This window comes from Acinetobacter sp. LoGeW2-3 (assembly GCF_002688565.1).
Classification (GTDB): domain Bacteria; phylum Pseudomonadota; class Gammaproteobacteria; order Pseudomonadales; family Moraxellaceae; genus Acinetobacter.
On the sequence record NZ_CP024011.1, the window covers coordinates 1966530 to 1991890 of the forward strand.

20 protein-coding genes are annotated in these 25361 nt (G+C 44.5%); 9 read left to right on the forward strand and 11 right to left on the reverse strand.

Features of this window, described 5'->3' with window-relative positions; all coding sequences use genetic code 11:
• Positions 1-22: 22 nt before the first annotated feature.
• The 5 genes from BS636_RS09465 to epmA all read left to right on the forward strand — a co-directional run bounded on the left by BS636_RS09465 (position 23) and on the right by epmA (position 6367).
• A complete protein-coding gene (locus BS636_RS09465) occupies positions 23-1246 on the forward strand; it encodes an acyl-CoA dehydrogenase (RefSeq protein WP_099338523.1) in 1224 nt (407 codons plus the stop codon).
• A gap of 231 nt (positions 1247-1477) precedes the next feature.
• Positions 1478-2902 (forward strand): MFS transporter, encoded by a 1425-nt coding sequence (locus tag BS636_RS09470; protein ID WP_099338524.1) that lies wholly within the window; start codon positions 1478-1480, stop codon positions 2900-2902.
• Positions 2903-2955: 53 nt separating this feature from the next.
• Positions 2956-4194, forward strand: coding sequence for a CaiB/BaiF CoA transferase family protein (locus BS636_RS09475; RefSeq protein WP_099338525.1), 1239 nt, complete (start codon positions 2956-2958; stop codon positions 4192-4194).
• Between the two features lie 134 nt (positions 4195-4328).
• Positions 4329-5396, forward strand: coding sequence for a 4-phosphoerythronate dehydrogenase (locus tag BS636_RS09480; protein WP_099338526.1), 1068 nt, complete (start codon positions 4329-4331; stop codon positions 5394-5396).
• On the forward strand, positions 5393-6367 hold the full coding sequence (gene epmA / locus BS636_RS09485) for an EF-P lysine aminoacylase EpmA (protein WP_099338527.1): 975 nt from the start codon (positions 5393-5395) through the stop codon (positions 6365-6367). Before BS636_RS09480 ends, epmA begins: the two co-directional genes overlap by 4 nt.
• A 41-nt stretch (positions 6368-6408) precedes the next feature.
• Here epmA and BS636_RS09490 read toward each other — a convergent pair whose 3' ends face one another.
• The 7 genes from BS636_RS09490 to ahcY all read right to left on the reverse strand — a co-directional run bounded on the left by BS636_RS09490 (position 6409) and on the right by ahcY (position 17003).
• Positions 6409-6849: a GNAT family N-acetyltransferase gene (locus BS636_RS09490; protein ID WP_099338528.1), complete on the reverse strand. Its 441-nt coding sequence runs from the start codon at positions 6847-6849 to the stop codon at positions 6409-6411.
• Between the two features lie 160 nt (positions 6850-7009).
• On the reverse strand, positions 7010-8242 hold the full coding sequence (locus BS636_RS09495) for a multifunctional CCA addition/repair protein (RefSeq protein ID WP_099338529.1): 1233 nt from the start codon (positions 8240-8242) through the stop codon (positions 7010-7012).
• An 83-nt stretch (positions 8243-8325) separates the two neighbouring features.
• Entirely contained in the window at positions 8326-10605 is a 2280-nt protein-coding gene (locus tag BS636_RS09500; RefSeq protein WP_099338530.1) for an NADP-dependent malic enzyme, read from the reverse strand.
• Between the two features lie 138 nt (positions 10606-10743).
• Complete coding sequence (locus tag BS636_RS09505) at positions 10744-13620, reverse strand: EAL domain-containing protein (protein WP_099338531.1); 2877 nt, start codon at positions 13618-13620, stop codon at positions 10744-10746.
• A gap of 194 nt (positions 13621-13814) precedes the next feature.
• Positions 13815-14525, reverse strand: a complete 711-nt coding sequence (locus BS636_RS09510) for a 16S rRNA (uracil(1498)-N(3))-methyltransferase (RefSeq protein WP_099338532.1) — start codon at positions 14523-14525, stop codon at positions 13815-13817.
• Positions 14526-14558: 33 nt separating this feature from the next.
• Complete coding sequence (gene metF / locus BS636_RS09515) at positions 14559-15395, reverse strand: methylenetetrahydrofolate reductase [NAD(P)H] (protein ID WP_099338533.1); 837 nt, start codon at positions 15393-15395, stop codon at positions 14559-14561.
• A gap of 225 nt (positions 15396-15620) precedes the next feature.
• On the reverse strand, positions 15621-17003 hold the full coding sequence (gene ahcY / locus BS636_RS09520) for an adenosylhomocysteinase (RefSeq protein ID WP_099338534.1): 1383 nt from the start codon (positions 17001-17003) through the stop codon (positions 15621-15623).
• 322 nt (positions 17004-17325) lie between these two features.
• On the opposite strand from ahcY, the gene BS636_RS09525 reads away from it, so the two are divergent.
• Positions 17326-17913: a hypothetical protein gene (locus BS636_RS09525; RefSeq protein ID WP_099338535.1), complete on the forward strand. Its 588-nt coding sequence runs from the start codon at positions 17326-17328 to the stop codon at positions 17911-17913.
• Between the two features lie 31 nt (positions 17914-17944).
• Here the strand turns inward: BS636_RS09525 and BS636_RS09530 are convergent, their stop codons facing one another.
• From BS636_RS09530 to radA, 3 genes are all read right to left on the reverse strand, one after another.
• The gene (locus BS636_RS09530; RefSeq protein WP_099338536.1) at positions 17945-18469 is read right to left on the reverse strand and encodes a tetratricopeptide repeat protein; all 525 of its coding nucleotides are present in this window, start codon (positions 18467-18469) and stop codon (positions 17945-17947) included.
• A 241-nt stretch (positions 18470-18710) separates the two neighbouring features.
• On the reverse strand, positions 18711-19721 hold the full coding sequence (locus BS636_RS09535) for a Tim44 domain-containing protein (protein WP_099338537.1): 1011 nt from the start codon (positions 19719-19721) through the stop codon (positions 18711-18713).
• Between the two features lie 122 nt (positions 19722-19843).
• Positions 19844-21229 (reverse strand): DNA repair protein RadA, encoded by a 1386-nt coding sequence (gene radA / locus BS636_RS09540; protein ID WP_004815011.1) that lies wholly within the window; start codon positions 21227-21229, stop codon positions 19844-19846.
• Between the two features lie 187 nt (positions 21230-21416).
• Here radA and BS636_RS09545 point away from each other — a divergent pair, with 187 nt between their 5' ends.
• The gene (locus tag BS636_RS09545) at positions 21417-21845 is read left to right on the forward strand and encodes a hypothetical protein (RefSeq protein WP_099338538.1); all 429 of its coding nucleotides are present in this window, start codon (positions 21417-21419) and stop codon (positions 21843-21845) included.
• 75 nt (positions 21846-21920) lie between these two features.
• Here BS636_RS09545 and BS636_RS09550 read toward each other — a convergent pair whose 3' ends face one another.
• On the reverse strand, positions 21921-23267 hold the full coding sequence (locus BS636_RS09550) for an alanine/glycine:cation symporter family protein (protein WP_004815015.1): 1347 nt from the start codon (positions 23265-23267) through the stop codon (positions 21921-21923).
• A gap of 322 nt (positions 23268-23589) precedes the next feature.
• Between BS636_RS09550 and BS636_RS09555 the strand changes: the two genes are divergently transcribed.
• Positions 23590-24993, forward strand: a complete 1404-nt coding sequence (locus BS636_RS09555) for an amino acid permease (protein ID WP_099338539.1) — start codon at positions 23590-23592, stop codon at positions 24991-24993.
• Between the two features lie 132 nt (positions 24994-25125).
• Positions 25126-25359 carry an LPS translocon maturation chaperone LptM gene (gene lptM, locus BS636_RS09560; protein ID WP_099339641.1) on the forward strand — a complete coding sequence of 78 codons (234 nt, stop codon included), beginning with the start codon at positions 25126-25128 and terminating at the stop codon, positions 25357-25359.
• The last annotated feature ends 2 nt before the right edge of the window (positions 25360-25361 follow it).

Sequence of the window (25361 nt, forward strand, 5' to 3'; positions counted from 1 at the left end):
AGACAGTTAAGCAGAGGATGCTATGAATCAAATGGTCAATACAAAAAAAGCCCACAGAACCTATTTCGACTGGAAAGATCCATTTTTGCTGGAGCAGCAACTGACAGAAGAAGAGCGCATGATTATGCGATCGGCACGTGCTTATTGTCAGGGGAAACTTCAACCACGTGTTCTGGAGCAGTTCCGTCATGAAAAAACTGACGCAACAATTTTCCGTGAGATGGGTGAACTTGGCTTACTGGGACCAACGATTCCAGAGCAGTACGGTGGTGCAGGTCTAAACTATGTCAGCTATGGTCTGATTGCTCGTGAAGTTGAACGTGTTGATTCTGGTTACCGTTCAATGGCCAGTGTGCAAAGCTCTCTGGTGATGGTACCAATCAATGAATTTGGTTCTGAAGAACAAAAGCAGAAATATTTACCGAAACTTGCTTCAGGTGAATACATTGGCTGTTTCGGTCTGACTGAACCGGATCATGGTTCTGATCCAGGTAGCATGATTACTCGTGCTAAAAAAGTGGATGGTGGTTACCGTCTGACTGGCGCGAAAATGTGGATTACCAACAGCCCGATCGCCGATGTATTTGTAGTATGGGCGAAAGAAGTTTCTCCTGAAGGCAATGTTGGTGATATTCGTGGCTTTATTCTGGAAAAAGGCTGGGAAGGGCTTTCTGCACCAGCGATTCACGGTAAGGTCGGTCTGCGTGCTTCAATTACCGGTGAAATTGTGATGGACAACGTGTTTGTACCAGAAGAAAACGCTTTCCCGGAAATTCGTGGCTTGCGTGGTCCATTTACCTGTCTGAATAGCGCACGTTACGGTATTGCCTGGGGAGCAATGGGGGCTGCTGAATTCTGCTGGCATACAGCACATCAATACACCATGGATCGTAAACAGTTTGGTCGTCCATTGGCTGCAAACCAGTTGATCCAAAAGAAACTGGCAGATATGCAAACTGAAATCGCTTTAGGTCTGCAAGTAGCATTACGTTTTGGTCGTATGAAAGATGAAGGTATTGCTTCAGTAGAAGGAACTTCACTGATTAAACGTAACAACTGTGGTAAAGCACTGGATATTGCTCGTGTTGCCCGTGACATGATGGGTGGTAACGGTATTTCGGATGAATTTGGTGTTGCACGTCATCTGGTGAATTTAGAAGTGGTAAACACTTATGAAGGAACCCATGATGTACATGCCTTGATTCTCGGCCGTGCCCAGACCGGTATTGCCGCTTTTTCTAACTAATTCATTTTTATAAATCTGGGATGCTCAGGGTTGAGCATCCTTAGGGGGTTTTGTCCCTAAAAAATTACTCAACAACATAAATAAAGGATTCATCGTGAAGCTTTCCTGTAATTCTCAGTATTAATCAGCAGAAGTTCAAAAAAGATGTAGGCAGAAAAAGAATAAAGAACGCTGCTGTAAAACTGAAGACAGAGGAATGTCGATGACTCATTTGGGAAAATGAGGTAATACATGAACAACGGAAATCAAAATAGTATTCATCAGGATGCTGTCGCCTTGGGCTTAAAGTTGCCGAAGAACGTCGGCACGACCCATCGCATTCATGCGCATACCTGGAAACTGGCATTTATTTTCGCATTCGTCTCACTCGTGATTGACGGTGTGGACATTATGCTGTTGTCCTTTAGCTTGACCAGTTTGAAGGCAGAATTTGGCCTGACCTCGTTTCAGGCCGGGATGTTGGGTAGCTCGTCATTGGCCGGAATGGCACTTGGCGGCATTACCGGTGGTTGGGCCTGCGACAAGTTTGGTCGGGTGAAAACCATTGCCTGGTCGGTAGTGTTTTTCTCGATCATGACCTGTATCTTGGGTTTCACCCAAAGCTATGAACAGTTCATGGTGCTACGTTTCATTGGTGCATTCGGCTTGGGCTCACTTTACATGGCTTGTAATACCTTGATGGCGGAATATGTGCCGACCAAATACCGTACTACAGTGTTAGGTACGCTACAGACTGGTCAAACCGTTGGTTATATCGTGGCGACTTTAATGGCGGGTGCGATTATTCCAGATCATGGATGGCGTATGCTGTTCTACGTGACGATTATTCCTGCCGCTTTTGCATTAGTGTTTATGCGTTTCGTTCCAGAGCCAGCATCTTGGCAGGAAGCAAAAATTGAACAGGCTAAACGTAAAGCATTGAACCTTGAAATTCCTGAAGCGATTGTGACTGCGCAACAACCATCTGAAAGCATTTATAAGCGTATCTTTGGTCATCAGTCTCATCGCCGTATGTTCCTGTTGTGGATGAGCACTGCTGCATTCCTGCAGTTCGGTTATTACGGTGTCAATAACTGGATGCCAACCTATTTAGAAACTGAACTGAATATGAATTTCAAGGCCTTAACGGGCTATATGGTGGGTGCTTATACCGCCATGATTCTGGGTAAGATTCTTGCCGGTTATGCAGCAGATAAATTTGGACGCCGAATTACCTTTGTATTTGGTACGGTCAGTACCGCGGCTTTCCTACCAATCATCATTTTCTATAACACCCCAACCAATATTGCCTATTTATTGATTACTTTTGGTTTCCTTTACGGTATCCCATACGGTGTCAATGCTACTTATATGGCTGAGACTTTCTCGACTGATGTACGCGGTACGGCGATTGGTGGTGCTTATAACATGGGCCGTCTAGGTGCTGCGATTGCACCTGCAACCATTGGTTTTATTGCAGCAGGTGGCTCCTTCACTATGGCATTTATTGTCATGGGAACTGCCTACTTCATTGCCGGTGTGATTCCAGGACTCTTTATCTGTGAGCGTCAATACGATCCACAACAGTCTAGCTTGGTGAAAACAGCAGAACATAACGACTCAGCCGAACCAGTGGCTGAGCAGAAAATAACCCGCCCAGCCACTGCAAGTCAGTAATCATCAAATTTATAAAGGCCGGGAGTTTCCCGGCCCACAAAAAAGGATTGAGCATGAGTGCATTAAAAGGAATACGCGTACTGGATTTAAGCCGAGTGCTAGCAGGACCATGGTGTGGACAGATTCTAGCGGATCTGGGGGCTGAAGTGATTAAGATTGAACGTCCTGGTGTGGGAGATGATACCCGTATGTGGGGACCGCCGTGGATGAAAACGCCAGCTGGTGAAAATACCCGTGAGGCGGGTTATTTTCAGTGTGCCAATCGCAACAAATATTCGGTCACTGTAGATATCGCATCTGCTCAAGGACAGGAACTCATCCGGGATATTGCCAAAACTGCCGATGTGGTGATTGAAAACTATAAAGTAGGTGCATTAGCGCGCTATGGCCTGGATTATGAAAGCTTAAAAGCCATTAATCCGAAACTGGTGTATTGCTCCATTACCGGTTTTGGTCAGAATGGGCCACGTGCCGAAGAGCCGGGCTATGACTTTATTATTCAAGGCATGTCTGGTCTGATGAGCATTACGGGGGAAGCAGATGATGTTCCGGGCGGTGGTGCACAGAAGGTCGGTGTGGCTGTTGTTGATATTCAAACCGGGCTATATGCGACCATTGCCATTCAGGCGGCTTTGTTGGCGCGCCATCATACCGGCAAGGGTCAATATATTGATATGTCCTTGCTGGATGTGCAGGTGGCAGCATTAGCCAATCAGGGTATGAACTATCTAACTTCAGGCACGGCACCAAAACGCATGGGGAATAATCACCCCAATATTGTGCCGTATCAAACCTTTAAGGCTAAAGATAAGGAATTTATTATTGCCTGTGGCAATGATAAGCAGTTTAGAGATTTGTGCATCGCTATTGAGCTGCCTGAACTTTTGCAAGATGAAAAATTCCAGCGCAATCAGGATCGGGTGAAGCATCGCGATGAACTGATTCCTTTATTGTCAGAATATTTTCTCGCAAAGAATGCCAAAGACTGGGTCGATGCCATTCATGCGGTCAAGGTTCCTGTCGGTGTGATTAACTCGATTGAAGATGCCCTGAATGAGCCTCAAGTTGCTGCACGGGAAATGCTGGTAGATCTGCCACATCCTTTAAATGTGCAGTTTAAAATGATTGGTTCACCGATCAAGCTGTCGGATACGCCAGTACAATATCGTCATGCACCGCCAAAACTCGGACAACATACCCAGCAGATTCTGTCCCAGTTCCGAAGTCCTGAAGAAATTGCCATGCTAAATGCGCAAGGTATTATTGATAACGTTGTGTCTGTAGCTTCCTAAGCAGCATTCTTTCCATTTAAACCGAAGCCAGTCTTCGGTTTTTAATGACTGAAGAAAATAGAAGTCTATATAACTGAATGGTCATCAGCAGCATCACGCGTTAAGATAATGACATTATGTAGTTGGAAGGCATTATGAAAATTGTCGCAGATGAAAATCTGGCATTTACTGATTATTTCTTTGCAGAATTTGCCGAGATTCAGCACCGTGCAGGCCGTACGCTGACAGCAACGGATGTACAGGATGCAGATGCCTTATTGGTGCGTTCAGTAACTAAAGTAAATTCACCACTACTACAGGGCAGCCAGGTCAAGTTTGTTGGCAGTGCGACCATTGGTACCGATCATCTGGATATTGCTGCACTTGAACAGCAGGGGATTGCCTGGAGTAATGCAGCAGGCTGTAATGCACAGGCTGTGGCTGAATATGTGATTACGGCTCTATTAACATTGCGTCCAGCATTGTTAGATGCAGGCTCCACTTTTACTTTAGGTATTATTGGTCTGGGAAATGTCGGTAGCCGATTAGCTTATATGGCAGGCCTACTCGGCTGGCGTGTGATCGGTTGTGATCCTTTTGTACAACGGGACAATATTGAACAGGTTGATTTGCAAAGCTTATTGGCGCAATCCGATGCCATCAGTATTCATGTGCCGCTGACCCAGCAGGGTGAACATCCAACTTATCGCATGATCAATGCTGATGCTTTTGCACAAATGAAGCCTGAAACGATCTTAATCAATTCTGCGCGTGGGCCAGTTGTTGAAGAAGCGGCTTTAATCGCGGATAGTAAGGTAACTCAGCGTCAGGTGGTGCTGGATGTATTTGAGCATGAACCGGTAATTTCTGCTGAAGTATTGGACCTGGTGAGTTTAGTTACACCGCATATTGCCGGTTATAGCTTAGAAGGTAAGGCTCGTGGTACGCAAATGATCTATGAAGCCTTCTGTCGTCATTTTGGCTATGAGATTAGTAAGCAATTTGAAAGCCAATTGCCAGAATGTGTACAATATTTTGCAGATCAGGATTTAAAAGCAGCTTTAAAACAGCATCTTGGTGAAATTTACGATATCCAGCGTGATGACATGAATCTACGGGCCTGCTTAAAAAACGGTAAAGTCGATCAGCAGGCTTTTGATCATTTACGCAAGACTTATCCTTTACGTCGTGAATGGGCGGCGCATGGAGGGCCAAAAGCGTGACGATTGCTTATCAACCGACCTGTGATTTAAAAGCCATGCGTGCACGCGCTACCTTATATACACAGCTACGTCAGTTCTTTGCCGAGCGTGATGTACTGGAAGTAGAAACCCCGATTTTGTCACAAGCGGGTGTGACTGATGTGCATCTGGCATCTGTGCAGGCACAGCGTCATGTACTGGGTAAGCTTAGTACCCATTATCTGCAAACTTCTCCTGAATTCGCGATGAAACGTCTACTGGCGAGTGGCAGTGGTCCAATTTATCAGATCTGCAAAGTGTTTCGTGATGATGAACATGGCCGTAAGCACAACAGCGAATTCACCATGCTGGAATGGTATCGTCCGGGCTTCAGTCTAAAAGACCTGATGTTCGAAGTGTCTGACTTACTTAATGTGGTGCTAAAAGCCCGATTTGGTGAGGTTCGTCCGACCATCTTGAGTTATAAACATGCCTTTATGGATCGACTGGATCTGAATCCCTTGCAGGCGACTTTGCAGGAATTAAAAGATTGTTGCCGTCGTGTCGGCTTAAATCTCGATCTGGGGCAGGATCGTCTGGCTTATATTGACCTGTTGTTTTCACATATGGTGGAACCAAGCTTAGGATTTGATACCGCTGTATTTTTAACAGATTTTCCGCCTGAATTGGCGTCCTTGGCAAAAACTAAAGTCGATGAAGATGGAGAACTAGTTGCAGCGCGTTTTGAACTGTATATCGAAGGGCTGGAATTGGCTAATGCTTATGATGAGCTGATCGATGCGAAGGTATTGCGTTCACGCTTTGAAGCCGATAATGCTGAACGTGCATCGCTTGGTTTGCATGTCATGCCAATCGATGAATATCTGCTGGCGGCTTTACCGAATATGCCGGAATGTTCAGGTATTGCTTTAGGGGTAGATCGCTTATTGATGATTGCCACCAACCAGATGAAGCTGGAAAAAGTGATTACTTTCCCGGCAGATATTTCCTGATCATTCTTTTATCTAATCAGCCTACTATAGCAGTGGGCTGATTAATTCAGATATTTTCGAAAACCAATACTGTAAGCATCAAAACCTAAGCTTTGATAGAAAGCATGCGCAGATAAACGTTCCTCACGATTGCCGCTATTCACCTGTATCAATTTCAAACCACGCTGTTTGGCTAAATCTTCAATCGCTGCAATGAGTCGTTTACCTACACCTTGTCCGCGATAAGCCTCATCCACCACAAAAGCCTGAATCCGTAAATATCCCTCATCAAATTCCCAGCTATATTCCTGAATTAAACCAGCATAGCCAATCACACGTTGTTCATGTTCAACCACAAGCGTCTGATAATTTGGATCCTGATGAATGTTTTGCCAGCGCTGCTGAATATTCTCTAGAGTTGTGGGATAGCCGAGTTGGGCTGTGAGGTCATGGATTGCATACAAGTCCTGTTCAAGTTGCAAAGGACGAATCAGAAAAGTCATAGTTTTTATCAGAATGAAAGCTAAGAAAATAATAACCAGATTTTAAGTATAGGACGATGCAGATGAATTCTAATAATTTTGCATATGGATATGGGGAAGTAGAATAAAAGTACTTTAGAGGAAAATATACATAAAGAAGAAAGCTCCCTCGGGAGCTTTCTTAAATCAGGGCGGTATGACGTTCTTTGAGTTCACCTAAAGCATGAATACGACGTTCAATCAGCATCTCGCCAATATCCGGGCCTTGAATATCGGTTGGCAAATCTTGCGCCTTGATGCCACGAACCACTTGCATGGCTTCTAATACATATTGCGCTTGGGGATAGGCACGATCTTCCAGACCTAAACGACCACGTGAATCACATTCGCAAGCTTGCACAAAAGCTTCTACACGTTCTGGACGACGTAATACGTCCAGACGCTGTAACAGACGCCATAAAGTTCCTGGTTTCAGATTCAGTGCCTGATGGCATTTTAAGTGTTCTTTACACACAGCAATCGCTAACTGTTTGGTATAAGTGGGCACTTTTAGGCGTTCACATAGCTCAGTCACGGGCTGTACGCCACGTTCCTCATGCATGATGTGACGTGGCAATTCCTCCGCTGGCGTTAAGGCTTTACCCAGGTCATGTACCAGAACAGCAAAACGTACATCTAGATTATAGTTCTGGCGGCAGGCTTGCTGTAGTGACATCATGGTATGAATACCACAGTCAATTTCCGGATGATATTCAGGGCGTTGCGGAATACCAAACAGGGCATCAATCTCTGGAAACAGTACTTTTAATGCACCACAGCTGCGTAGTACTTCGAAATAAACATCAGCATTGGATTCCAGCAGGGCGCGGGATGTTTCTTTCCAGACCCGTTCCGGTGTGAGTGTATTTAATTCGCCTGACTCAGTCAGTTGACGCATTAAATCCAGTGTTTCCTCGGCAATACGAAAGCCCATGGCATGATAACGCGCAGCAAAGCGAGCCACACGTAATACACGAAGTGGATCTTCAATAAAAGCATCAGAAACATGACGTAGAACACGGTCAGCAAGATCTTTTTGACCATTATAGGGATCATGCACATGACCAGCTTCATCCATGGCAATGGCATTAATGGTCAGGTCACGGCGAATCAAATCTTCTTCAAGTGTTACGCTGCTATCGGTATGAAATTCAAAACCATGATAACCCGTACCGGATTTCCGTTCAGTACGCGCTAATGCATATTCTTCTTTTGTTTCAGGATGCAAAAATACAGGGAAATCCTTCCCAACTGGTTGATAGCCCATGTTGAGCATTTGATTGGGACTCGCGCCCACAACCACATAATCTTTTTCGTGATAGGGGTGTCCGAGCAAATGATCTCGAACTGCGCCGCCTACTAAATAAACTTGCATGAAAAAACCTCTATTCTTAGAAGCATCATGCTACAGAATAGAGGTTTTCTCAAGTCAAGAAACTCGGCGTTCGCCGCGTTTGCTTATAGGGCGTCTTGTTCCGCTTGTTGGATTTCTGCAACAGTCAGAGCAGTCATATTCACAACACGGCGTGTGGTCGCGGTCGGAGTTAAAATATGAACTGGTTTCGCTGCACCAAGTAAAATTGGACCAATCGTCACATTGTTACCAGATGTTGCTTTTAACAGGTTAAACGAAATGTTGGCTGCATCTAGATTTGGCATGATCAACAGGTTCGCAGCACCTTTGAAGCGCGAGTTCGGGTAAGCAAATTGGCGGATATTTTCGTCCAATGCTGCATCACCATGCATTTCGCCTTCAACTTCCAGTTCAGGTGCAATCTCAGACAGAATGTCATAAACCTTACGCATTTTCTGTGCACTTGCATCGTGCTGATCAGAACCGAAGCTAGAGTGAGAAAGCAGAGCAACGCGTGGTGTAATACCGAAACGGCGTACTTCTTCAGCGGCCAAAATCGTCATCTCTGCCAATTGTTCAGCAGTTGGATTACGGTTGATGTAAGTATCTGCGATAAACAGGTTACGCTCTTCCAGCATTAATGCGTTCAGAGTAAAGAAGGTGTTATGACCTTCCTGTTTACCGATAACATTACTCACAAAGTCCAGGTGAATGTCATAGCTTGAGTAAGTACCACATAACATACCATCGGCCATGCCATGACGTACCAGCATCGCAGCGATCAGAGTAGAGCGGCGACGTGCTTCACGTTGCGCATATTCAGGCGTAACACCTTTACGCTTCATGATGTTGTAGTAATCATCTGCAAATTTTTCGTAGTCAGGGTTCTTTTCCTGATCCACAATCGTGATGTTCACACCATCTTCAAGACGTAAACCAAGTTTCTTGATATTGGCTTCGATAATTGCAGGGCGGCCCACCAGAATCGGTTTTGCCAAGCCTTCATCTACTGCAATTTGTGCAGCACGAAGTACACGCAGATCTTCGCCTTCTGCATAAGCAATACGTTTCGGATCTGTTTTTGCCTGTGCGAAGATTGGTTTCATCATGAAGGCTGAGTTGTAAACAAACTCAGACAGACGTTGACGGTACGCCGAGAAATCCTGAATTGGACGAGTCGCTACACCAGAATCCATCGCAGCTTGTGCAACTGCAGGCGCAATTTCCAGAATCAGACGTTGATCCAGTGGACCAGGAATCAGGTAATCACGGCCGAAAGAAGCTGATTTTTCACCATAAGATGCAGCATCTGCCTCTACATGCGCCATACGTGCAATCGCGTGTACGCAGGCAATTTTCATTTCTTCATTAATAGTCGTTGCACCAACGTCTAATGCACCACGGAAGATATACGGGAAGCACAGTGCGTTGTTCACCTGGTTTGGATAATCTGAACGGCCAGTTGCCATGATCACGTCTGAACGTGCTTCATGTGCATGTTCTGGCAGAATTTCTGGATCTGGGTTGGCAAGGGCAAAGATGATTGGATCTTTGGCCATTTTCTTAACCATATCCTGAGTCAAGATACCAGCTGCAGACAGACCGAGGAACATGTCAGCGCCGTCCATCACATCAGCAAGCTGAGTACCTTCGATGTCTTGCACATATGCTTTTTTAGATTCGTCCAGACCTTCACGTTTAGTCGTTAACAGACCACGTGAATCCGCAACGATGATGTTTTCTTTCTTCGCGCCCAAAGCACAAAGCAGATTTAAACATGACAATGCAGCAGCACCGGCGCCTGAAGCAACAATTTTGATGTCTTCAATTTTTTTGCCGTTTAGGAGCAAAGCATTGAGCAGGGCAGAACCTACAATGATCGAAGTACCGTGCTGGTCATCGTGGAACACCGGAATGTTCATGCGTTCACGCAGTTTTTGCTCAATGTAGAAGCATTCTGGTGCCTTGATATCTTCAAGGTTAATACCACCAAAAGTTGGTTCTAATGCAGCAACGATATCAACAATTTTATCGGGATCATTTTCTGCGATTTCGATATCGAATACGTCGACGCCTGCAAATTTCTTGAACAGTACGCCTTTACCTTCCATTACTGGTTTAGACGCTAAAGGACCAATGTTACCCAGGCCAAGAACCGCGGTACCATTGCTCACTACCGCAACCAGGTTACCGCGCGCTGTGTAAAGTGCTGCAGTAGATGGATCACGTTCAATCTCAAGACAAGGTGCAGCCACACCTGGTGAATAAGCTAAAGCTAGATCACGCTGGTTGACGAGTTGTTTGCTTGGAGTGACGCTGATTTTGCCGGGGGTAGGAAATTCGTGGTAGTACAGTGCCTGTTGTTTTAAAGATTGTTCGTCCATTAGTCTCTCGATGTATCAATTATTACCCAATTGCAGGTAACTTAACCGCGGAATACATGAGAATATATCACTAGTTGTGCGCTTAGCCCAGCCAAACGCACCCGATTTTTGCATAAATAATTGGTCTTAGGTCTGTATTTATACCTGATAGCTATAAGTCTCAGGTGTTATATTTTGTTCAAGAAATTCGGTCGCTTGCTGTTCAGGAAGCGGTTTGGAAAACAGATAGCCCTGAGCAATATCACAACCGAGTTGACGCAGGAAATTCAGCTGCTGATCTGTCTCAATACCTTCAGCCACCACTTTCATTCCCATCGCTTTACCCATGGCGACCATGGCACTGACAATGGCATCCTGTTTGGCTTCACCAATTTTAGATACAAAGCTGCGGTCGATCTTCAGAATATCGATTGGGAACTCTGCCAGATAAGACAGAGAAGAATAACCGGTACCAAAGTCATCCAGTGAAATGTTGATGTCACGTTCCTTGATTTGATTCAGCACATTCATCACGGTTTCAGAATTTTCCACCAATGAAGATTCAGTGATTTCCAGTTCTAGACTGGCACCAGAAATACAGTTCAGTTTGATCGCTTCATCCAGATCATCTAGTAACTGGCCGCGACGTAATTGCTGCGCGACGATATTCACCGAAACACAGATATTATGGAAACCCTGGTCATTCCATTTACGGATCTGTTTTGCGGTTTGCTGAATCACCAGTTGACCGATTTCAGAGATCATACTGGTCTGTTCTGCCAGTGGAATAAACATCCCCGGCGGAATAATGCCTTTTTCTGGATGATTCCAGCGGATTAAGGCTTCAAAGCCATAGATATGCTGATCATTGAAATTGATCTTCGGCTGATAGTAAACGATCAATTCACCATTCTGAATGGCTTTACGCAGATCACGTTCAATGAAGATGCCTTGTTCCAGTAGGGCAGTATTTTCACTGGAATAGAAACGAATGGTATTACCACCAAGATTCTTGGCTTCACTCAGCGCCTGCTCAGCGCAGTTATTCAGATAATCCAGCTGACGGCCATGATCAGGATAGAAAGCCACGCCCATGGAGAGGGTAATTTCATAGTCCTGGCCAAAGACATTGAATGGCTGGCTAAAGGCTTTCGCAATATGGTCGCAATGTTCCTGTACGGATGGGCGGATATGCGAGATTTCATACAGAATGGCAAAATCATCACCATTCAAATGCGCAACAAACATGGCTTCAGCATTAGTCAAACGTAAGCGCTGCGCCACTTGACGGAGCAACTCGTCACCGCCGTTGTTGCTTAGATATTCATTCAATGGACGGAAACGGTCGATATTCAAACGAATCACTGCCATTTGCTTGATTGAATCTTTTTGAGTGACCAGATACTGATGCAGTTGATAGTTGTAGTAGAAGCGATTCGGTAAATCCGTCAGGGTGTCGTAATTTTCCAGATAAGACAGACGCTGTTCCTGAAGCTTACGTTCAGTTAGATCGGATACAATCCCGATATAGTGGGTGATCCGGCCTTCATCATCCATGATGGCATTAATGTGTAGCCATAGCGGCATCTCTTTGCCAGACAGGAACTTCTCGCTGAGTTCGCCATCAAAAGAGCCAATCTTCATCACCTGTTTGATGATATTGGCGTGTATGCTGCGCTGCTGAGATTTGGTATTAGCCGTAATATCAAACAGGTGCTTGCCCAGAATATCTTGGCGTTCAAAACCGGAGAGCTGCTCGAAGAATGGATTGACTTCAATATAGCTCAGCTCTTCATTCAGGATAAAGATACCTTCCGCCGCTTGTTCTAATACGCTGGCTGCGAGTTTTAGGCCTTCCTGTGAATTACGCTCTTGCTGAATATCGCGGCGAATACCGACCATGCGCACAGGCTTATTGGTTTTTGGATCACGGCTGATGACACGACCGATATCATGAACCCAGCCCCATACCCCTTGGGTATTCTGGATACGGTAGGTGGCTTCATAACGTTCTACCTGACCGCGTAGGTGCTGTTTCATCATATCTTTGAAATGATTCAAGTCATCTGGATGGATCAGATGATGTAGTTGTGCCTGATGCTCACCAGAACTACGCTGAATTTTATCTTGTGTATGCGTAGTCAGGGTAATGGTTCGGTCTTTAATGTTCCAGTCCCAAGGGCGGATCCCAGCAATCTCATGCGCCAGTTCCAGATTTTGATGCTGATCCTGCAACGCACGGTTAATCTGCTCAATATCATAAGTACGTTCACGTACTTTCTGTTCTAGTAGCTGATTATTCAGCTGTAACTGTAATTCAATATCTTTGGATTTGTTTACTTCAGTCTGCAACTGTTTGCACAGTTCGTCGGTCCAGGAAACTTGTTGTTCAGCATTGGTTACTAATAAATTATTCTGCGCATACAGGCGTGAAGTACGTTGATGAATACGGTAAGTGCTATTAGCACAGAGTAAAATGACAATGACAGAGAAATTCAGTACCAGGCCGAAAAATGGGTTAACCGATGAATATTCTGTAATTTGAAGATAGAAAAATGGGACCAAAGATGGCAAGAAGACCAGACAGAAATAACTCAGCTTTTGAGTTAAATAGGTGAGACCAAAGGCCTGAGTTACCATTACCAGCAATCCAGTCAGAGTCAATGCTTCGATGAGCTCAAAAGATGGATTCACAAGTGGCAGGTGTACATATAGGGTAAAAATCCCGGCAGAAATACAGATGCCGACCAGTAGGCACTGGATCTGTAGCCAGCGATGTGCATTTTCTAACTTAAATTCGTTCGGTTTAAAGTAGATGGTACTAATCAGCCAGCACATGCAGACCACCATCTCGGTCAGAATAAACCACAGGTTGAGGTAGCTGTCCGCTGGATGATAATGCAATTGGTAAATACAGAAGATATAAAGACATACCAGCAGGATACTGATTAAAAAGTATCGACTGTGACGGATCGTATTCACGATTTGCGCACTGTTTAGATGCTGCTGAATATAATCATCCTGATTATGAATCATTATTTAGATGCCTTTAATCTACAAAAGGGTGGTACTGCATTGTTTTTATTAAGTCCTTTAAAAAGTAACTTTTATCATTTGATAGGTCATTCATTTTTATCTTATTAAGACTAAAGTGCCCGTATATAAAAATCAATCAAAAGCACCACAAATTTTTACAAATGCGATGAATTAAAATTGATCGTTGAGAGAGATTAAAATTTGTAGTTCAAAATCGATAATGCTACGACAGGTGCAGTCTCGGTACGTAAGACGCGTTCACCAATACACCAATTTACAAATCCTTGAGCATTCGCCACAGAAATTTCAGCTTCACTGAGGCCGCCCTCCGGACCAATCAGGAGTGCCAGTTCAGATGTTGCATCTTGAAGAACATCGACTTCATCTTTGTTCGGTGCCAATACTAACTTGGTTTGAGGAAGTTCACTTTGCAACCAGTTTTCTAGTGACATAGGGGGGAGAATTTTGGGAACAATATTTAGACCACATTGTTCGCAGGCTGCAATAGCAACACCTTGCCAGTGATCTAGTTTCTTTTGATCGCGATCGTATTTCAGACGCATTTCACAGCGTTCAGAGGTGAGGAGCTGAATTTCTGAAACACCGAGTTCAACCGCTTTTTGAATCGCATAATCCATGCGGTCGCCTTTACTCATCACTTGACCGAGCAGAGCTTTGAATTTTGGCGTGCGATTGGCTGGATTAAAGCAATTCACTCGTACAGCAGCTGACTTTTTGGCAACTTCGACCAGTTCAACTTCATATTCGCCACCTTGCCCATTAAATAAGGTGGCTTTTTCGCCTACTTGAGCACGTAACACTTTAACCCAGTGATGAAACACTGTTTCAGTCAGCTCAACGGTGGTCTCTACTGCTAAATCAGCTTCAATAAAAAAACGCGGCATTAAAGTGTTACTCTCAAATAGTTCAACGATGACTTAAGCCAGACCGAGGTCAAGCACAAGTTGGCGAGTTGGATCAGTGGTATTCATGGTGTAGAAGTGCAGGCTTGGAGCACCGCCAGCAATCAGGCGTTCACAGAATTTCACCACAACTTCATGACCGAAAGCTTTAATACTGGCAGTATCGTCGCCATAAGTTGCCAGTTGCTTACGAATCCAGCGCGGAATTTCCGCACCCGTACCATCTGCGAAGCGAATCAGGTTGCTGGCATTGGTAATCGGCATGATGCCCGGCGCAACTGGAATATCAATTCCTGCTTTCTGAATGCGGTCTACAAAGTAGAAGTAAGCATCTGGATTAAAGAAGAATTGAGTTAGCGCAGCATTGGCACCAGCATTAACTTTATCAACAAAGTGCTGAATGTCTTTATCAAAGCTTTCTGCTTGTGGATGCATTTCCGGATAAGCGGCAACTTCGATATGGAAGTGGTCACCTGAATGTTCACGGATAAAGCGAACCAGATCCTGTGCATAAGGCAACTCACCCAGGCCAACCTGACCAGATGGTAAGTCACCACGCAACGCTACAATACGGTCAATCCCTTGAGATTTATACAGATCAAGCAGCTCAGCAATACGAGCTTTGTCATCGCCGATGCAAGACAGGTGAGGGGCAACAGGTGTGCCTTTACCATTAAAGTCATTGATCGTAGATAAGGTGCGTTCGCGTGTTGAACCACCCGCCCCATAAGTCACAGAAAAGAATTCTGGATTCAGCAGTTGTAATTCTTGGTGTACGGTTTTGAGCTTTTCCGCACCCGCATCAGTTTTGGTCGGGAAAAACTCAAAAGAAATTGGAATCTGTTTTGACATGTTCAAATCCTTTTTATAAATACTTTTTACTTATCACCCTCTCCCTGACCTCTCCCAAAGGGAGAGGAGAATTCATTACTGAATTATGCAGGGTTTAAGCCCATATTTTTTTCACTTGAAGTCATTAAAACTTCATTGAAAATAATTTGGATGGTCACCCTCTCTTACGCTTGTTTTAAAGCAATGCTTAAAACAAGCTCAGGGAGAGGGATGGGGTGAGGGGTATTAATATTTATAAGCGTCAGATTTAAACGGACCTTCAACAGGTACACCTAGGTAATCTGCCTGTTCTGGCGTCAATTGAGTCAGAACACCACCGAAACCTGCAACCATTGCAGCAGCAACTTCTTCATCTAGTTTCTTAGGAAGTAGTTCTACACGAATCGCCGCTTGTTTTTGGTCTTCTGGAAGATCAGCAAATTTCTCAGCGAACAAGTGCATTTGACCTAGAACCTGGTTCGCAAAAGAACCGTCCATAACACGTGAAGGGTGACCCGTTGCATTACCCAAATTCACTAGACGACCTTCAGAAAGAAGGATCAGGTAATCGTTTTCATTTTCTGAACGATACACTTGGTGTACTTGAGGTTTAACTTCAACCCATTTGTAACCACGTAGGTAGTTGGTATCGATTTCAGTGTCAAAGTGACCGATGTTACAAACCACTGCGCCAGCTTTCAGTGTATCTAGCATCGCAGCGTCACATACGTGGTAGTTACCAGTTGTAGTCACGATCAGGTCAGTATTTTGAAGAAGATCAACGTTCACATCTTCTTTTTTGCCAGTTTGAACGCCGTTTTTGTACGGAGAAACAACTTCGTAGCCGTCCATACAAGCTTGCATTGCACAGATTGGATCGATTTCTGATACACGTACGATCATGCCTTCTTGACGAAGAGACTGAGCAGAACCTTTACCTACGTCACCATAACCAATTACAAGTGCACGACGGCCAGATAAAAGCATATCTGTACCGCGTTTGATCGCATCATTTAGAGAGTGACGGCAACCGTATTTGTTGTCGTTTTTAGATTTAGTTACTGAATCGTTTACGTTGATTGCAGGAACTTTAAGTGAACCGTCTTTCCACATTTCAAGAAGACGCGCTACACCAGTCGTGGTTTCTTCAGTAATACCGTGGATTTTCGCAATCAGTTCAGGATATTTTTCGTGAACAACAGCAGTCAAGTCACCGCCATCATCCAGAATCATGTTGGCATCCCAAGGTGTGCCATTGACATTGATCTGTTGTTCAAGACACCACATGTATTCTTCTTCTGTTTCGCCTTTCCAAGCAAATACAGGAATACCGCGCGCAGCGATTGCAGCAGCAGCGTGATCTTGAGTAGAGAAGATATTACAAGAAGTCCAACGAACTTCTGCGCCCAATTCAACCAGAGTTTCGATTAAAACTGCAGTTTGAATGGTCATGTGGATACAGCCAAGGATTTTGGCACCAGCAAGTGGTTTAGCAGCTGAGTAACGTTTACGCAGACCCATGAGGGCTGGCATTTCAGCTTCGGCAAGTTTGATTTCTTTACGGCCGTAATCAGCAAGTGAAATATCGGCAACTTTATAATCTGTAAATGAAGCAGTAACCGCGTTCATCAGGATCTCCTAGGAAAAAATAGATTGGATCGTTCTGTTCGCGGATGCCGTTGTTGGTCTACCTAGAAAAAGATAGACCGATCGTCGAGCCTGGCGCTTTTACATTTCGTACCTGTAAAACGTCGCAGCATCCCTCGACTAGCGGGGTATTGTACTTGGATTTGATTTGAGTTCCAATGTTAAATTGATCAGATAAAGATCAATGTCATAATATGAATTGATATTTCATGAAGATGCGCTAAATAAGGTGCTATTTTAAAATCGGTCATCGGGCTCAAATTTTGTATTTGAGGCAATTCAAAACAATAATGAATAAAGAACAATGCAAAATAGCTATGCCATTATTTTGATAATTTTCGGGCTTGGATTACTGATTCGCGAAATATTTAGGTATCGCGAGTGGCAGTATTTTCTCAATGAAGGCGTATTGCTAGATAGTCAAGTGGTCGCCATCGAACGGAAAAACTATTCATCTCGACCAAATCGCAATGTCCGAAATGAAGCAGTGCTTGAATATCATTGTCAGGGCTATAAACGCCGGTTTCATAGTAAATTTGATGTGAAGATGTTCAATGTACAGATTGGTGATCAGCAAAAGATCCATGTTATTCAGCATTATCCCAATTTAGCTCGAACCAATTTGGATATTGCATTAAAGCCGGTCAAAATAATTGGTTTTGCGACATTCGGCTGCTTAATTTTGACTTGGGGATGTTTCAAGCTTGATTTCAATCAGTTTGGTTCTAATCCGCAAAGCTGGACCATCTTTGAATATGCTTACGCCATCATTATTTTAGGATTTGTACTGATAATGAGTGTGTGTGCTCTCAGGTTGTTCCAGTCGCTTCAATATTCCGATCCATATGATCCGCAGCGACGTTATAAAGATAATGCTGGAATTGTAGATTGAAAAAAAACTCATCATTTGATGGGTTTTTTATTTATTCTATTTCTTGTTCAATTTCATCTGCTTTCTGGGTCCAATAATCTGCCTGTATATCGTCAGCTATAACACCAAGACCATTGGCATAAATAAAGGCAAGGTCACGCATGGCCTGTACTTCACCCCATTCAGCAGCTTGCTTTACAAGTGCAATGGATTTTTCGACATCTTTTTCTACTACATCTCCACGACGGTAAAAACCAGCCAGTTCTAAAGTCGCTGCAGGGTGTTTCTCGAAATTAGCTTTGCTCAACCAGTAATAGGCTAACTCAAAGTGAGCTTTAGAATCTTCAGGATCATCCTCGGCGATTTCCTTGGCATACACTGTATAGCCTTCACCTAGCCAGTACATGGCTTCAACCAGACCACCATTGGCAGCTTTTAATGCCCATTCTTCAGCCAGAATAATGTCATCTTCATGCTCGCTGTGCATATATAGTTCGGCAAGCTCAAATTGTGCTTCGGCATTGCCTGCCAGTGCGCGATTTGCCAAAGTGGCAGGGGGAGAAACACGCTCAGTCATGTCAAAATCTCAAATATCTTTGTATCTAGCTTAAAAGGTTCAAAATAAAAAAGCCAATCCGAAGACTGGCTTTTGTATAAAGGTAGACTGATCGCGCTGAAAACAGGCGAATTAAGCTATTTCTCTGGAAATGACAATAAAGCCAATAGGAAACATAGAAGAATAGATTTTTTATTTTTTAAAGATCCAGAAAGCAAAACAGCGACTCAAGAGCCGCTGTTTTATTGAAAATAATGAAGTCTTAGTTTTCTTGCTGAATACCAGCAACCAACCAGTCCTGGTTAGAACCCGCAGGCTTCACAAAGTGCCAAACTTCAGCAAATGGCTGTGGCAGGCTGTTCAGATCTTCACTGACTGTACCAGTGAAACGTACGCTCACCACGTATTGGCCATTTTCATTTGATGAGTCTACAACCATGGCATTCAGGTTAGAGAACTCAGCAACGTCCTGATCCTGATTTGCCATAATGTCGTTATACATTGACTGGTAAAGGTCAGGGGTCAGGTAACGCTTAATTTCTGTAATGTTACTTGCCGTATTCATAGACTGAATGTGGTTAAAACGCTGACGTGCAACACGTAAGAACGTAGCAGGTTCAGTTCCATCAGGAAGCTGGCTACCACTGTTGGTATATGCAGTACCAAACGGTGCGCTCGCTGGTGCTGAACCAAATGGCGCATTGTTGGTTGGTGCATTACCACCTACATTTTGACCAAAGATATTGGTGTTATCACCACCACGAGGTGTAGCAGGTGTTTGACCAAATGGTGCTGATTGACCAGCACCACTGTTTGGCGCAAATGGATTGCTAGAAGCTACTTTTTTTTTTGCACCCATCTTACGGAAAATGAAGAAGGCAACAGCTGCAGCAAGCAAGATCCAGATCCAGCCTGGGATACCGCCTTGTTCCTCTTGCTGTTGAGCAGCTTGAGCTTCAGAAGCAGCTTGTGCATCTTTGTCATCAGCCAGTGCATTAGCTGCGACAGCACCAATTGCAGCACCTGCTACACCCGCTGCAACCATACCACCAACACCAGAACCAGATTTCTGCTGAGTTGCTGCACCTGCAGTCGGAGCCTGTTGTGCAGGAGCTGCCTGACGGGGTTGCTGATAAGTCTGAGTCGGCGCAGCAGAACGTTGCATACCATGGCTTTTACCACCACCGGCACGTTTTGCTTCAGCAGCTAGAGGCGCAACCAGTAATGCTGCAGTCAAGAAACCCGCGATCAAACCGCGCTGTCGAACTTCCATTCAGTTTTCCTATGTAAAAAATATATTTGAACACTCTATTTATATAGGCTTTACATGGAATTTCAATCAAAAAACTGTATTTTTTTTACCGAAATTCCAAACTGAGTGCTATAAATTGAATCCTACAGTTCATCACTCAAAGTCATTGCTTCACTGAGGGCTTCATGCAGACGGGCAACCGCAATAAAGCGTACGCCCGGAATTTCTTTCTGCGGGGCATTGGCACGCGGCAGGATAATATATTTAAAACCATGCTTGATGGCTTCTTTGAGACGCTCCTGACCATTGGGTACTGGACGGATTTCTCCTGATAGACCAACTTCACCAAACACAGCCAGTTGCTGCGGCAGAGCTTTACCACGGATACTCGATGCACAGGCAAGTAGAACGGCCAGATCAGAACCCGTTTCAGTAATCTTTAAACCACCGACGATATTGACATAGACATCCTGACCAGAGGTTTGTACGCCGCCATGACGATGCATTACGGCTAACAGCATATTCAGACGGTTTTGTTCCAGACCTAACGCTACACGACGCGGTTGACCATGCGCATCATCGACCAGTGCCTGAACTTCAACTAGCAGCGGACGTGTACCTTCGCGGCTGATCATCACAATTGAACCCGGAATCGCCTCATCATAACGACTCAGAAAAATGGCAGACGGGTTGGAGACTTCACGCAAGCCCTTATCGGTCATACCGAATACACCAAGTTCATTCACCGCACCAAATCGGTTTTTTACCGCACGGATCATTCGATAACGCGAATCTGACTGACCTTCAAAATATAGAACGCAGTCCACCATATGTTCCAGCACACGCGGACCTGCGAGTGCACCTTCTTTGGTGACATGGCCGACAATAAACAAGGCAGTTCCGCTATTTTTGGCAAAACGGGTCAGGAGCGCTGCTGATTCACGAATCTGTGATACACCACCCGGTGCAGACTGCAAGGTTTCAGTATAAAGCGTTTGAATCGAGTCGAGGATTGCAACCGCTGGTCGTTCCTGTGCCAGTACTTCACAAATGCGTTCCACACAGGTTTCTGCCATAACTTTAAGATGTTCAGTTGGCAAGTCTAGACGCTGGGCCCGTAATGCCACCTGTGATAAAGATTCTTCACCTGTCACATAGAGTGCGGAACTGTTACCCGCGGCCATATGTGTGGCGGTTTGTAGCAGAATAGTCGATTTACCAATCCCCGGATCACCACCAATCAACACAACGGAACCTGTCACCAGACCACCACCCAGAACCCGGTCGAATTCTCCAATTCCGGTCGGCATGCGACTTTCATGTGAAACGGAAACTTTATTAAGCGTGGTAATCGCAGCGGCCTGACCAGCATAACCGCCAATTTTAGGCTGGGCACGATGAGTCACCGCAGGTGCAATGTTGACTTCCAGCAAGCTGTTCCACTCACCACATTCAGCGCACTGACCAGACCATTTAGGATGGTCTGCACCACATTGCTCACAACGATAGACACTTTTTGCTTTAGCCATAGTTTCCGAAAAACAAGATTGGGAATAGGGCTACAGCATAGCGGTGAATGCCACTGAAAACCAAGATCTTCACCTGAAAAATTCGCTGTTTTACGTCAGCGTGTGACGTATCTGCATCTGCTACTCTACATGAGCATCAAATACACCCTATAATGACCTTAATCATCACGGGAACAGGAAACCAAACATGCCACAACATATGCAACATATTGATGCAATCGCACGTGAAAAAGACCGTGATGTATTATTTGTACATTTTGAAAATTATGAACATGAAAATGCAGATGCTGACTCCTATCACCTGCGCCAGAATCTGATGGAGTGGCTGGAGCAACGCCAAATTGCTTTTGCACCATGTATGGGGATTGAACAACCCGGTGTGATTGAAAGCTATTCAGGTGATCTTTATATCGATGTGCCATTTGATGAAGCCAACCCAATCTATCAAATGCTGAGTGACCATCTGGAAGATAGCGAAGGAGAAATGAAAATTCCTGGCGTACTATTTTTTGTTTTATCTTTGGAAACTGCGCTTGAGATTAAAGCAGATCGTGAGGAATTTCTGAATCTTAATCAAAATCATGATGACGATGAATTTTCAGGTCGTCTGAACTGATTTTGTTTAGAACACTGGGACCGTAAAAAAAAGCCACTTTTACAGTGGCTTTTTTCTTTAGGGCTTTAGATTATATTAATAAAGCTCACCAGATTTGCGTCGGGCAATAAAGTCTTTCGATTCTTTGGCAATCACACCTGAAAGCAGTAACAAGCCGATCAAGTTTGGAATCGCCATCAGACCGTTGAAAGTATCGGCAAATAGCCAGACCAGATCTAGTGTAGCTATACAGCCAATGAATACGGTAGCAATGTAAATAATGCGATAAGGCAAAACAAACTTTTCACCTAAGAGATAAGTCGCACATTTTTCGCCGTAGTAGCTCCAGCCCAGAATAGTGGAGTAGGCAAAGAAGATAATGCCGAAGGTCACGACCCAACCACCAACGCCCGGTAACAGTTTGTCGAATACACCGATAGTCAGTACCGCACCAGTTTGACCACCAAAATCATTGCCAGCCATGATAAAGCCCATCACCAGCACAATACCGGTAATCGAACAGACAATAATGGTATCAATAAAAGTACCTGTCATCGATACCAGACCCTGACGAGCCGGGTGATCCGTTTTTGCTGCAGCAGCAGCAATCGGTGCTGAACCCATACCGGCTTCATTCGAGAATACACCACGTGCCACACCGTAGCGAATCGCTGCACCAATAGCGCCACCAACTGCTGCTTCACCGGTGAATGCATAGGTAAAGATCATTTTCAGGGCAGGGCCAACCAGCTCCAGATTGTTAAAAATAATGATCAGACCGCCCGCGACATAACCAATCGCCATGATCGGTACAATAAAGGAAGAAGCTCTGGCAATGGATTTAATCCCGCCTAGAATCACCAGTGCAGAAAAGGCTGTGATGATCACGCCTGTAATCCAGGTTTCCAGACCAAAACCATTTTCAACGGCCAGTGCTACAGTATTAGACTGTACCGAGCTGCCGATCCCGAAAGAGGCAACAGCACCAAAAAATGCGAAAATTAAGGCTAGCCATTTCCATTTCAGGCCGCGTTCGATGTAATACATCGGACCGCCAGACATTTCACCTTTCTCATTTTTTACCCGGTATTTTACCGCCAGAACGCCTTCGCCATATTTGGTCGCCATACCGAACAGGGCAGTCATCCACATCCAGAAAACTGCACCTGGGCCACCCAAGACACAGGCAGTTGCCACGCCTGCAATATTACCGGTACCAATGGTGGCAGAAAGGGCGGTCATGAGTGAGCTAAACTGGGAAATATCGCCTTCGTGGGAAGGGTGTTTGCCAAAAACCTGTTTAAAGGCCAGTGGCAACATACGGAATTGCCAGAAAAGTAATCGGAAAGTAAGGAATACGCCAGTACCGACAATCAGTACCAGCATATATGGACCCCAGACCCAACCACTGAGGGTTTCCATGATGCTTTGTAAATTTTGCATAAAGTTCTTCTTATTCGTCCTGAGTATCAGTTTAAAGTTCACTTAATTTTAATCAAGCAAATGACATGCCAGACGTGCTCATCCTCAGCACTATTCACGACATTTTTATAGGTTTATTTTTTACACAGTTTTTGAAGTTTTACAACAAATATGCTGGAAAATTATCTATAGCTTCTACGACTAAAGAGTATTTATTTTCTATATAAGAAAAATAAATTAACTTTTAAGATTAGGCGGAAAATACAAATGATGCGAATTTTCTTTTTGTATTCCCCCTTTTTTGCGGTAATTTGTCGCGATTAGACATCGAAGTTGAAAAATAATGTCAGGTCATCAAACTGGTTCGTCGTCCGAAAACGGCGAGCTGCAGCGTAGTTTATCCAATCGACACCTGCAGCTGATTGCGATTGGAGGTGCTATTGGTACCGGCCTGTTTATGGGCTCTGGTAAAACCATTAGTTTGGCAGGACCTTCGATCCTGGTGATCTATATGATCATTGGTTTCATGGTATTTCTCGTGATGCGTGCATTGGGCGAGTTACTGCTATCAAATTTACAATATAAGTCATTCATCGATTTCACGACGGATTTGATCGGACCTTGGGCCGGCTATTTTGTCGGGTGGACTTACTGGCTGTGCTGGATCACCATTGGTATCGCTGATCTGTCCGCAATTATCTATTATTTACAGTTCTTTAATAATGGTCTCCCATTTACCCCGGGCGAAGGGGTGCTGATCAGTATTGCCTCCATTGTCTTTATCATGGGGTTAAACTTGGCAACGGTAAAACTGTTTGGTGAGATGGAGTTCTGGTTTGCCCTGATCAAGATCATCGCTATCATCGTGCTGATTGGTGTCGGTCTGTGGATGATCTTCACTGGCTTTGCCAACGATGCCGGTACGGTCGCGTCCTTTGCCCATATCTGGGATCATGGTGGTTTATTCCCAACAGGTACTATGGGCTTCCTGGCTGGTTTCCAGATTGCGATCTTTGCCTTCGTGGGTGTAGAGTTGGTCGGTACCACGGCTGCAGAAACTAAGGATCCAGAGCGTAACTTACCAAAAGCAGTGAACTCGATTCCGATCCGTATCATTATTTTCTATGTACTTGCTCTGATTATTGTGATGTCAGTAACGCCATGGGATCAGATTAATCCAAGCGTTTCTCCGTTCGTAAACCTGTTTAGCCAGGCAGGCATTGCCGCAGCTGCGATCATCATGAACTTAGTGGTGCTGTCATCGGTGATGTCATCCATGAACAGTGGTGTGTTCTCAACCAGCCGTATGCTGTTCGGTCTGTCCCGTGAAGAACAGGCTCCAAAAGCGTTTGGTCGTCTGAACTCGCGTGCGGTCCCAGCCAATGCACTTTATTTCTCTGCAGTATGTTTACTGTTAGGCGCAGCATTGCAGTATTTCGTGCCGAATACGGTTGAAGCCTTTACTCTGGCGACGACTTTATCGACCATTCTATTTATCTGTGTATGGCTGATGATCATCTGGAGTTACATGATCTATTACCGTACCCGTCCAGAGCTACATGCGAAATCAGTATTTAAGCTACCTGGTGGTTTATTTACCTGCTGGATCGTGATCATTTTCTTTGTTGGTATGATTGGCGTGTTATCTCTGGAAGATGATACTCGTCGTGCACTAATGGTTAGTCCAATCTGGTTTATTCTGTTGATTCTGGGCTATTTAGGCTTCTATAAACAGAAACATAAATAATCCATATCAATAAAAACGTCAGCGATCTGCTGGCGTTTTTTTTTGTCTAAAGATACTCTCTAGCGTTTAACGCTTTGGTCATGGCGAATGATCGCGTTATACTTCATCGAAACTATTCAATTAGGTGGTCAGATGCGCCAAGTCATTTGCTACATCAGTATCTTAGCAACAGGTCTTGCTCTTGCAGGTTGTGGTCAGTCGGGTGCTTTGCACTTGCCGAATGATCCGGATTACGACAAGCGTGCCAAGTATCTGCTCTATAAAAATACCGAAGCTGAGTCTAAAACTTCCGATGAAGAACGAGATGCACCTGTGCAACAACAGTTTGCTGCACCCGAAGCCTCAGATTCAACCCCTACACCTTAACG

Coding starts and splice junctions, on each gene's coding strand:
- BS636_RS09465 (WP_099338523.1), top strand. CDS start 23: ATGAATCAAATGGTCAATACAAAAAAAGCCCACAGAACCTATTTCGAC.
- BS636_RS09470 (WP_099338524.1), top strand. CDS start 1,478: ATGAACAACGGAAATCAAAATAGTATTCATCAGGATGCTGTCGCCTTG.
- BS636_RS09475 (WP_099338525.1), top strand. CDS start 2,956: ATGAGTGCATTAAAAGGAATACGCGTACTGGATTTAAGCCGAGTGCTA.
- BS636_RS09480 (WP_099338526.1), top strand. CDS start 4,329: ATGAAAATTGTCGCAGATGAAAATCTGGCATTTACTGATTATTTCTTT.
- BS636_RS09490 (WP_099338528.1), bottom strand. CDS start 6,849: ATGACTTTTCTGATTCGTCCTTTGCAACTTGAACAGGACTTGTATGCA.
- BS636_RS09495 (WP_099338529.1), bottom strand. CDS start 8,242: ATGCAAGTTTATTTAGTAGGCGGCGCAGTTCGAGATCATTTGCTCGGA.
- BS636_RS09500 (WP_099338530.1), bottom strand. CDS start 10,605: ATGGACGAACAATCTTTAAAACAACAGGCACTGTACTACCACGAATTT.
- BS636_RS09505 (WP_099338531.1), bottom strand. CDS start 13,620: ATGATTCATAATCAGGATGATTATATTCAGCAGCATCTAAACAGTGCG.
- BS636_RS09510 (WP_099338532.1), bottom strand. CDS start 14,525: ATGCCGCGTTTTTTTATTGAAGCTGATTTAGCAGTAGAGACCACCGTT.
- metF (WP_099338533.1), bottom strand. CDS start 15,395: ATGTCAAAACAGATTCCAATTTCTTTTGAGTTTTTCCCGACCAAAACT.
- ahcY (WP_099338534.1), bottom strand. CDS start 17,003: ATGAACGCGGTTACTGCTTCATTTACAGATTATAAAGTTGCCGATATT.
- BS636_RS09525 (WP_099338535.1), top strand. CDS start 17,326: ATGCAAAATAGCTATGCCATTATTTTGATAATTTTCGGGCTTGGATTA.
- BS636_RS09530 (WP_099338536.1), bottom strand. CDS start 18,469: ATGACTGAGCGTGTTTCTCCCCCTGCCACTTTGGCAAATCGCGCACTG.
- BS636_RS09535 (WP_099338537.1), bottom strand. CDS start 19,721: ATGGAAGTTCGACAGCGCGGTTTGATCGCGGGTTTCTTGACTGCAGCA.
- radA (WP_004815011.1), bottom strand. CDS start 21,229: ATGGCTAAAGCAAAAAGTGTCTATCGTTGTGAGCAATGTGGTGCAGAC.
- BS636_RS09545 (WP_099338538.1), top strand. CDS start 21,417: ATGCCACAACATATGCAACATATTGATGCAATCGCACGTGAAAAAGAC.
- BS636_RS09550 (WP_004815015.1), bottom strand. CDS start 23,267: ATGCAAAATTTACAAAGCATCATGGAAACCCTCAGTGGTTGGGTCTGG.
- BS636_RS09555 (WP_099338539.1), top strand. CDS start 23,590: ATGTCAGGTCATCAAACTGGTTCGTCGTCCGAAAACGGCGAGCTGCAG.
- lptM (WP_099339641.1), top strand. CDS start 25,126: ATGCGCCAAGTCATTTGCTACATCAGTATCTTAGCAACAGGTCTTGCT.